This is a genomic window from Streptomyces canarius (assembly GCF_014650735.1).
Taxonomy (GTDB): domain Bacteria; phylum Actinomycetota; class Actinomycetes; order Streptomycetales; family Streptomycetaceae; genus Streptomyces; species Streptomyces olivaceoviridis.
The window spans coordinates 466,546-474,397 of the sequence record NZ_BMVN01000002.1 but is presented as its reverse complement, the minus strand read 5'-3'; the positions used below and the strand labels follow the sequence as shown (position 1 = coordinate 474,397).

The 7,852-nt window shown below is 72.9% G+C and carries 7 protein-coding genes and 1 rRNA gene; 6 read left to right on the top strand and 2 right to left on the bottom strand.

All coding sequences use genetic code 11. From position 1 onward, the window contains the following. Positions 1-175: 175 nt before the first annotated feature. Positions 176-292: ribosomal RNA gene (gene rrf, locus IE294_RS04660) — 5S ribosomal RNA — on the top strand. A 30-nt stretch (positions 293-322) separates the two neighbouring features. Here rrf and IE294_RS47265 read toward each other — a convergent pair. Next, on the bottom strand, positions 323-1,207 hold the full coding sequence (locus IE294_RS47265) for a hypothetical protein (RefSeq protein ID WP_194537660.1): 885 nt from the start codon (positions 1,205-1,207) through the stop codon (positions 323-325). Between the two features lie 312 nt (positions 1,208-1,519). Between IE294_RS47265 and IE294_RS47260 the strand changes: the two genes are divergently transcribed. Then, positions 1,520-2,281: a tetratricopeptide repeat protein gene (locus IE294_RS47260; protein WP_194537659.1), complete on the top strand. Its 762-nt coding sequence runs from the start codon at positions 1,520-1,522 to the stop codon at positions 2,279-2,281. 88 nt (positions 2,282-2,369) lie between these two features. Here IE294_RS47260 and IE294_RS04650 read toward each other — a convergent pair whose 3' ends face one another. After that, a complete protein-coding gene (locus IE294_RS04650) occupies positions 2,370-3,653 on the bottom strand; it encodes a DUF1015 domain-containing protein (protein ID WP_189882517.1) in 1,284 nt (427 codons plus the stop codon). A gap of 74 nt (positions 3,654-3,727) precedes the next feature. Here IE294_RS04650 and IE294_RS04645 point away from each other — a divergent pair, with 74 nt between their 5' ends. The 4 genes from IE294_RS04645 to IE294_RS04630 all read left to right on the top strand — a co-directional run bounded on the left by IE294_RS04645 (position 3,728) and on the right by IE294_RS04630 (position 7,851). Next, positions 3,728-4,756 (top strand): HAD hydrolase-like protein, encoded by a 1,029-nt coding sequence (locus tag IE294_RS04645; RefSeq protein WP_189882516.1) that lies wholly within the window; start codon positions 3,728-3,730, stop codon positions 4,754-4,756. A gap of 139 nt (positions 4,757-4,895) precedes the next feature. Next, on the top strand, positions 4,896-5,939 hold the full coding sequence (locus tag IE294_RS04640; protein WP_189882514.1) for a FecCD family ABC transporter permease: 1,044 nt from the start codon (positions 4,896-4,898) through the stop codon (positions 5,937-5,939). Then, positions 5,936-6,982 carry a FecCD family ABC transporter permease gene (locus tag IE294_RS04635; RefSeq protein ID WP_189882512.1) on the top strand — a complete coding sequence of 349 codons (1,047 nt, stop codon included), beginning with the start codon at positions 5,936-5,938 and terminating at the stop codon, positions 6,980-6,982. The genes IE294_RS04640 and IE294_RS04635 overlap by 4 nt, the downstream gene beginning before the upstream one ends. Beyond that, entirely contained in the window at positions 6,979-7,851 is an 873-nt protein-coding gene (locus IE294_RS04630; protein ID WP_189882510.1) for an ABC transporter ATP-binding protein, read from the top strand. Before IE294_RS04635 ends, IE294_RS04630 begins: the two co-directional genes overlap by 4 nt. Position 7,852 lies beyond the last annotated feature (1 nt).

The following is a 7,852-nucleotide window of genomic DNA, read 5'->3' as shown; positions in this document are numbered from 1 at the left end:
GCCAGATATGGAAGCCTGGTAACGGGTGGAGTTGACTGGTACTAATAGGCCGAGGGCTTGTCCATTGATGCTCGCGTCCACTGTGTATGTTCTGAGGCAACGAACGGTTGCCGGCTTTGAGCCGAACTGTGAACACAAGTGAAGAGTGTGCTTGTTCGCTCGAAACCATTAGGGTTTCGGTGGTCATAGCGTGAGGGAAACGCCCGGTTACATTTCGAACCCGGAAGCTAAGCCTCACAGCGCCGATGGTACTGCAGGGGGGACCCTGTGGGAGAGTAGGACGCCGCCGAACAATCTTTGGAGGACCCCTGGTCACCAGCGTTCAGCTGGGACCAGGGGTCCTTTTGTTTTTACAATGCTTGTAGTACCGAAGACAGGAGTCACCATGTCCACCAACTCTCCCGACGATCGACCGGAGCGCGACCAGCGGCGACGGGACAGTGGTGACCGCGGTGACCGTGGCGGCTTCCGCCGTGACAATGACCGCCGCGGCGACGACCGGCGTGGCGGCGATCGTGGTGGCTACGGCCGTCGCGACGATCGCCGTGATGACCGGCGTGACGACCGCCGTGGTGGCGGTTTCCGCCGCGAGGGCGAGCGTGGCGCGCGTCCGGGGTTCCAGCGGGATGACCGCGACCGGGGTGAGCGTGGCGGGTTCCGTCGCGACGACCGCCGCGACGACCGTGGGGACCGCGGTTTCCGCCGTGACGACCGCGGTGACCGAGGCGACCGCCCCGCCTTCCGCCGTGACGACGACCGTGGCGGCTACGGCCGGCGCGACGACAACCGCGGTGGCTACGGCCGCCGTGACGACCGGCGCGACGACCGGCGCGACGACCGCGACCGCGGCGAGCGCGGTGGCTTCCGTCGCGACGACCGCCGCGACGACCGGCGCGACGACCGCAGGGATGACAGCCGTGGTGGCGGCTACCGCCGTGAGGGAGACCGGGGTTCGCGCCCGGCCTTCCGTCGCGACGATCGGCGTGACGACCGTCGTGATGACCGCAGGGATGACCGTGGGGACCGCGGTTTCCGCCGTGACGACCGCGGTGACCGAGGCGACCGCCCCGCCTTCCGGCGTGACGACGACCGTGGTGGCTTCCGCCGTGATGACCGGCGTGACGACGACCGTGGTGGCTTCCGCCGTGATGACCGGCGTGACGACGACCGTGGCGGTTTCCGCCGTGATGACCGGCGTGACGACCACCGAGGTGGCTTCCGGCGCGATGACCGCCGTGACGATCGCCGCGATGACCGCCGTGACGATCGCCGCGATGACCGCCGTGACGATCGCGACCGTGGCGACCGCGGTGGCTTCCGTCGGGACGACAGCCGTGGTGAGCGCGGCGGCTTCCGTGGCCGCGACGGCCGGGACGACCGTGGGAGCCGTGGGCCCCGCAGGGACGACCGCGGCGGGCGCCCCGGTGGCTTCCGTGGCCGTGACGGCCGCGACGGCCGGGACGACCGCCGTGGCGGGGGCCGGTTCCGTGATGAGCGGGACCGGGAGCCGATCAAGCGGCTGCCGATCCCGGAGGACGTCACCGGCGACGAGATCGACAAGGACGTCCGGCAGGAGTTGCAGAGCCTGCCCAAGACGCTCGCGGAGGACGTCGCCAAGAACCTGGTGATGGTCGCCCGGCTCATCGACGAGGACCCCGAGGGCGCCTACGGCTACTCCAAGGTGGCCCTGCGCCTGGCGTCCCGCGTGGCCGCCGTGCGCGAGGCCGCGGGATTCGCCGCGTACGCGAACCAGAAGTACGGCGAGGCGCTCGCCGAGTTCCGGGCCGCCCGACGGATGACCGGCAGCGTGGACCTGTGGCCGGTGATGGCCGACTGCGAGCGCGGGCTCGGCCGGCCGGAGAAGGCGCTGGACATGGCCGGTGCCCCGGAGGTGCACAAGCTGGACAAGGCCGGGCAGGTCGAGATGCGGCTCGTCGCCGCCGGTGCCCGGCGTGACATGGGGCAGATGGACGCGGCCATCGTGACTCTCCAGAGCCCGGAGCTGGCCTCCAACTCGGTGCAGCCGTGGACCGCTCGCCTGCGCTACGCGTACGCGGACGCCCTGCTGGCCGCCGGCCGGGAGCGCGAGGCGCGGGAGTGGTTCGCGAAGGCCGTCGAGGCGGACCGGGACGGCAGCACGGACGCCTCCGACCGGCTCGCCGAGCTGGACGGCGTGGAGTTCGTCGACGCCCTGTCCGAGGACACCGAGGACGCCGAGGACGGCACGGACACGGCCGGCGAGTCCGCCGACGCCGCCCCGGAGGACGGCGACAAGGACTGACGTCAGTCACACGGAAGAGGGCAGGCCCCCGCGGGGGCCTGCCCTCTTTTGTGTGTCGGCGGCCTGGGCGTTGACGCCCGCCGCCGACTCAGATCTCCAGTGCCCGCAGCACCAGCCCCGAGGCCGGTTTCGGGCCGAACGACGTCGACTTCCGGGGCATGGTCACGCCCTGCCGGGCCAGCTCGCGTACGACCTCCTCGCGGACCGGGTGCAGCAGGACCGCCGTACCGCCGTCGCGTTCCGCCTTCTCGACCGTCGCGGCCGTGTCGTGGATGTAGGCGATGTGGGCCGGGGAGTCCTCGGGGATGTGCCAGACGTGGTCCAGCAGCGTGGCGTGCAGGACCGTCGCGTCCAGGGCGCGCCAGGCGGCCGGGCGGTCCGCGGGGACGGTCCGGGCCAGGAGATCGGGGTCCGGGCGGTCGAGCAGGTGGAAGACGCCGTCGCCGGCGAGCAGGAAGGCGTTGCCGGCGCAGGCCGCGTCCGCCAGCGTCTCCAGGGCCTGGGCGAGGGGCTTGTCGAGGTGCCGTACCCGGAACAGGCCGTCCACCGCGGCCAGGGCGTCCGCGACCGGCAGGCCGTGCAGCAGCCGGTGGATGGCGCGGACGCGCAGCGGGTAGCGGGCGGTGTCGACCAGGAGGACCAGGCCGTAGTCCCAGGGGCTGGGGGAGGGGTGTTCCAGGCGCAGCCGGCGGTAGGTGGCCCAGCGGTGGTGGCCGTCGGCGATGAGGGCCTGGCGGCCGGCGAGGTCGGTCTGGATGCGGGTCAGTTCCTCGGGGTCGGTGACGGACCAGAGGCGGTGCCGGTAGCCGTCCTCGGTGGTCGTGGCCAGCAGGGGCGGGCGGTCCACCGTACGCTCGACGACCTCGGCCGCCGTGCCGTCGCCCCGGTAGGTCAGCAGCAGCGGCTCCAGGTTGGCGCGTGTGGCCCGCATGAGGGCCGCGCGGTCGGCGACCACGGGCGGCATGACGTCCTCGTGCGGGAGCACCACGCCCTCGGCGGGTTCGGTGACCCGCAGGGTGCCGATGATGCCGCGCTGGAGCATGCCGTCGCCGTGCCGCTGCTCGTACACGTAGAGGCCCGGCTCGGGGTCGGCGGCGAGGATGCCCTCGTCCAGCCAGCGGCGCAGCGTGTCGGCGGCCTGCTCGGTGCGGGCGCTGGGGGTGCCGGCCTGGGGAAGGATCAGCCGGACGATGTTGTACGGGTCGGCCGACTGGAGGTGGTGCAGGCCGTCGGGGCGTACGACGACGTCGTAGGGCGGGGAGGTGACGGAGGCGAGGCTGCCGACCCGGTCGGGGTCGTAACGAAGACCTCGGAACGGGGTCAGTTCCAGGCCTCGACGCGGTGTTGCCTCCCAGTGACCTGCTGTGTCCATCCCGGCATCGTACGTGTGTCAGTGGTGTGCGGGATGATCGGGGGAAAGGCGAGTGAACGAGGAGCGATGTGGACATGAGCCAGGGCGTCAGGACGAGGCCCGAGGGCAGTGGGCAGCCCCTGAGCGAGGCGTACGACACGGCGCTGCTCGATCTGGACGGGGTGGTGTACGCGGGCGGGAACGCGATCGCGCACGCGGTCGACTCGCTGGAGGTGGCCCGGTCGGGCGGGATGCGTCTCGCGTACGTCACCAACAACGCGCTGCGGACGCCGGACGCGGTGGCCGGGCATCTGACGGAGCTGGGCATACCGACGGGCGCGGACGATGTCATCACCTCCGCGCAGGCCGTCGCGCGGCTGATCAGCGAACAGGTGCCGGCCGGGGCCCGGGTGCTGGTGATCGGCGGTGAGGGGCTGCGGGCGGCGCTGCGTGAGCGGGGCCTGACGCCGGTGGAGTCGGCGGACGACGACCCGGCGGCGGTCGTGCAGGGTTATGGCGGGCCCGATCTGCCCTGGGGGCGGTTCGCGGAGGCGTCGTACGCCGTCCGGCGGGGCGTGCCGTGGTTCGCGTCCAACACGGATCTGACGATTCCGAGCGGGCGGGGCATCGCTCCGGGCAACGGGGCGGCCGTGGAGGTCGTGCGGATCGCGACGGGTGCCGAGCCGCAGGTCGCGGGCAAGCCGCTGCCCCCGATGCACCGGGAGACGATCATCCGGACCGGTGCCGACCGGCCGCTGGTGGTCGGGGACCGGCTGGACACGGACATCGAGGGCGCGTTCAACGGCGGGGTGGACTCGCTGCTGGTGCTGACCGGGGTCACCGACGGGGCGCAGTTGCTCGCCGCGCCGCCGCAGCACCGTCCGACGTATGTGGACGCCGATCTGCGCGGGCTGCTCACCGGGCAGCCGGATGTCACCCGGGAAGGTGACGGTTTGCGTTGCGGCGGGTGGACGGCGGTGGCCGGGACGGACCGGTTGGAGCTGACGGGCGACGGTGAGCCGCTGGACGGGCTGCGGGCGCTGTGCGCGGCGGCCTGGACGGCGGCGGGGGAGGGATCCTGCGCGCTGGACGGGGAGAAGGCGCTGGCCAGGCTGGGGCTCTGACGGCCCCTCAGGCGGTTGCCGGCGGGCGGGCCTCGGGGGAGCGGGACGTGGGCGGACCCCGGGGCACCTCGGCGGGCTTCCGCGGGCCTCACAGGGACCGGGGATCGAGATCCGAGCGAGGGTAGGCTAACCTAACCTCGTGTTGGTCGACAGTCCTCCGGAACAGCGCGCGGAGACCGCCCCCGCGCCCCCGACCCGCCGGGCGGCGAGGGCCCTTGGGCTCCTGCTCTCGGTCGTGCTCCTGGTGCTCGTCGCCCTGGCGAGCATCGCGATCGGGGCGAAAGCGCTGTCGCTGGACCAGGTCTGGCACGGCCTGTTCCACGACACGGGGACGTACGGCGACGTGGTCGTCGACGAGCGGCTCTCGCGCACGGCCCTCGGTCTGCTGGCCGGTGCCGCGCTCGGCCTGTCCGGCGCGGTGCTCCAGGCGCTGACCCGCAACCCGCTGGCCGAGCCCGGGCTGCTCGGCATGAACGCGGGCGCCTCCGCCGCCGTCGTGACGGCCATGACCTACTTCGGCGTCACCAGCCTCAGCGGCTATGTGTGGTTCGCGTTCCTCGGCGCGGCGGCGGTCGGCGCGCTGGTGTGGTTCCTCGGCGGCAGCCGGGGCGCCACCCCGGTACGGCTCGCGCTCGCCGGTACGGCGATCAGCGCGGCCCTGTACGGCTACCTCCAGGCCGTGATGATCACGGACGGCGCGGCCCTCGGCAAGATGCGCTTCTGGACGGTGGGTTCGCTGGTCTCGGCCACGAACTCGACCATCGTGCAGGTCCTGCCGTTCCTCGCGGTCGGCACGGTCCTCGCGCTCGCCCTGGCCCGGCCGCTGAATGCCGTGGAGATGGGCGATGACACCGCGCGCGCCCTCGGCGCGAACCTCGGCCGCACCCGGGCGCTGGCCATGCTGGCCGCCGTGGTGCTGTGCGGTGCCGCGACCGCCGCCTGCGGCCCGATCGTCTTCGTCGGCCTGATGGTTCCGCACGTCGTGCGCTCCTTCACCGGCCCCGACCTGCGCTGGATCCTGCCGTACGCCACGGTCCTGGCGCCCGTGCTGCTGCTCGGCGCCGATGTCGTCGGCCGGGTCGTGGCCCGCCCCGCCGAGCTCCAGGTCGGCATCGTCACCGCGATCATCGGCGGCCCGGTCTTCATCTTTCTCGTACGACGGCGGAGGACGGCCCAGCTGTGAAGACACACCCCAGGAGCCGTGCCGTACGCACCCCCGGCGGGCTCTCGCTGCGCCTGGACCCGCGCGCGCTGTTCGTCGTCGTGCTGCTGCTCGCCGCGGCCTGTGCCGCCGGTGTCGCGTTGATCGGCACCGGCGAGGCGAGGATCCCGGCGGCCGACGTGCTGCGGACGCTCGCCGGCGACGGCACCGCCTACCAGGACTTCATCGTCAACGAGCTACGGCTGCCGCGCGTCCTCGTCGGTCTGCTGGTCGGTGCCTCGCTCGGCCTCGGCGGGGCGCTGTTCCAGTCGGTCTCCCGCAACCCGCTGGGCAGCCCGGACGTGCTCGGCCTGTCACAGGGGTCGACGGCCGGGGCGCTCGTCGTGATCGTGCTGATGTCCGGCAGCGCCTCCCAGGTGACCGTGGGCGCGCTGGCCGGCGGCCTGGCGACCGGTGTCGCCATCTACGCGCTCGCCTGGAAGCGGGGCGTGCACGGATACCGGCTGGTGCTGGTCGGCATCGGCGTCAACGCGATCATGACGGCGGTCAACGGCTATCTGCTCACCAAGGCCGACCTGGTCGACGCGACCCGCGCGGTGGTGTGGATGACCGGCTCGCTGAACGGCCGGGGCTGGGAGCAGGTCTGGCCGCTGCTCGGGCTGTGCGCCGTCCTCGTCCCGCTGGTCCTCGCCAACGCGCGCGGCCTGCGGATGACGGAGATGGGCGACGACATCTCGAACGCGCTCGGCGTGCGCGTGCAGCGCGTCCGGCTCGTGCTCATGGTCTGTGCCGTCCTGCTCGTCGCCGCCGCCACGGCCGCCGCGGGCCCCGTCAGCTTCGTCGCGCTCACCGCGCCGCAGCTCGCCCGCCGCCTCACCCGCTCACCGGGGCCGAACCTGGTGCCCTCCCTGTGCATGGGGGCGACCCTGCTGGTCGCCGCCGACTGGGCCTCCCAGCGCGCCTTCGGCGCCGACCAGTTGCCCGTCGGCGTGGTCACCGGCGTCCTCGGCGGCGCCTACCTGCTGTGGCTGCTGGTCACCGAGCGCCGGGCGGGCCGGATATGAAGCGCGCGCAGGGCCCGGACGCGAGCGGCGCGCACCCGAACACCCCTAGGAGCACTGTGAACCGCCTGTCCGCGGAGAACGTCACCCTCGCCTACGACCAGCGGGTCATCGCCGAGCAGCTGTCGGTGGAGATCCCGGACAACTCCTTCACGGTGATCGTCGGCCCGAACGCGTGCGGCAAGTCGACGCTGCTGCGGGCGCTGTCGCGGATGCTCAGGCCCAGCCAGGGCCGGGTGCTGCTGGACGGGCAGGCCATCCAGTCGATGCCCGCCAAGAAGGTCGCGCGGACCCTGGGCCTGCTGCCGCAGTCGTCCGTCGCGCCCGACGGCATCACCGTCGCCGACCTCGTCGGCCGAGGCCGCTACCCGCACCAGGGCCTGCTGCGCCAGTGGTCGGCGGAGGACGAGCGGGTCGTGCGGGAGTCGATGCGCCGGACCGGTGTGGCGGAGCTGGCCGAGCGGTACGTGGACGAGCTGTCCGGCGGGCAGCGGCAGCGGGTGTGGATCGCCATGGCGCTCGCCCAGCAGACCCCGCTGCTGCTCCTGGACGAGCCGACCACCTACCTGGACATCCAGCACCAGATCGACGTCCTCGACCTGTGCGCCGAGCTGCACGAGGAGCAGGGCCGGACGCTGGTGGCGGTGCTGCACGACCTCAACCACGCCGCCCGCTACGCCACTCACCTCATCGCCCTGCGCGGCGGCACGGTGATCGCCGAGGGCACCCCGAACGACATCGTCACGGCCGAGCTGGTCGAGGAGGTCTTCGGGCTGCGCTGCCAGGTCATCGAAGACCCGGAGACGGGCACCCCGCTGGTCGTGCCGACGGCCCGGAAGGCGCGTGCGGAGAAGGCCGCGGCGGCTTCCTGAC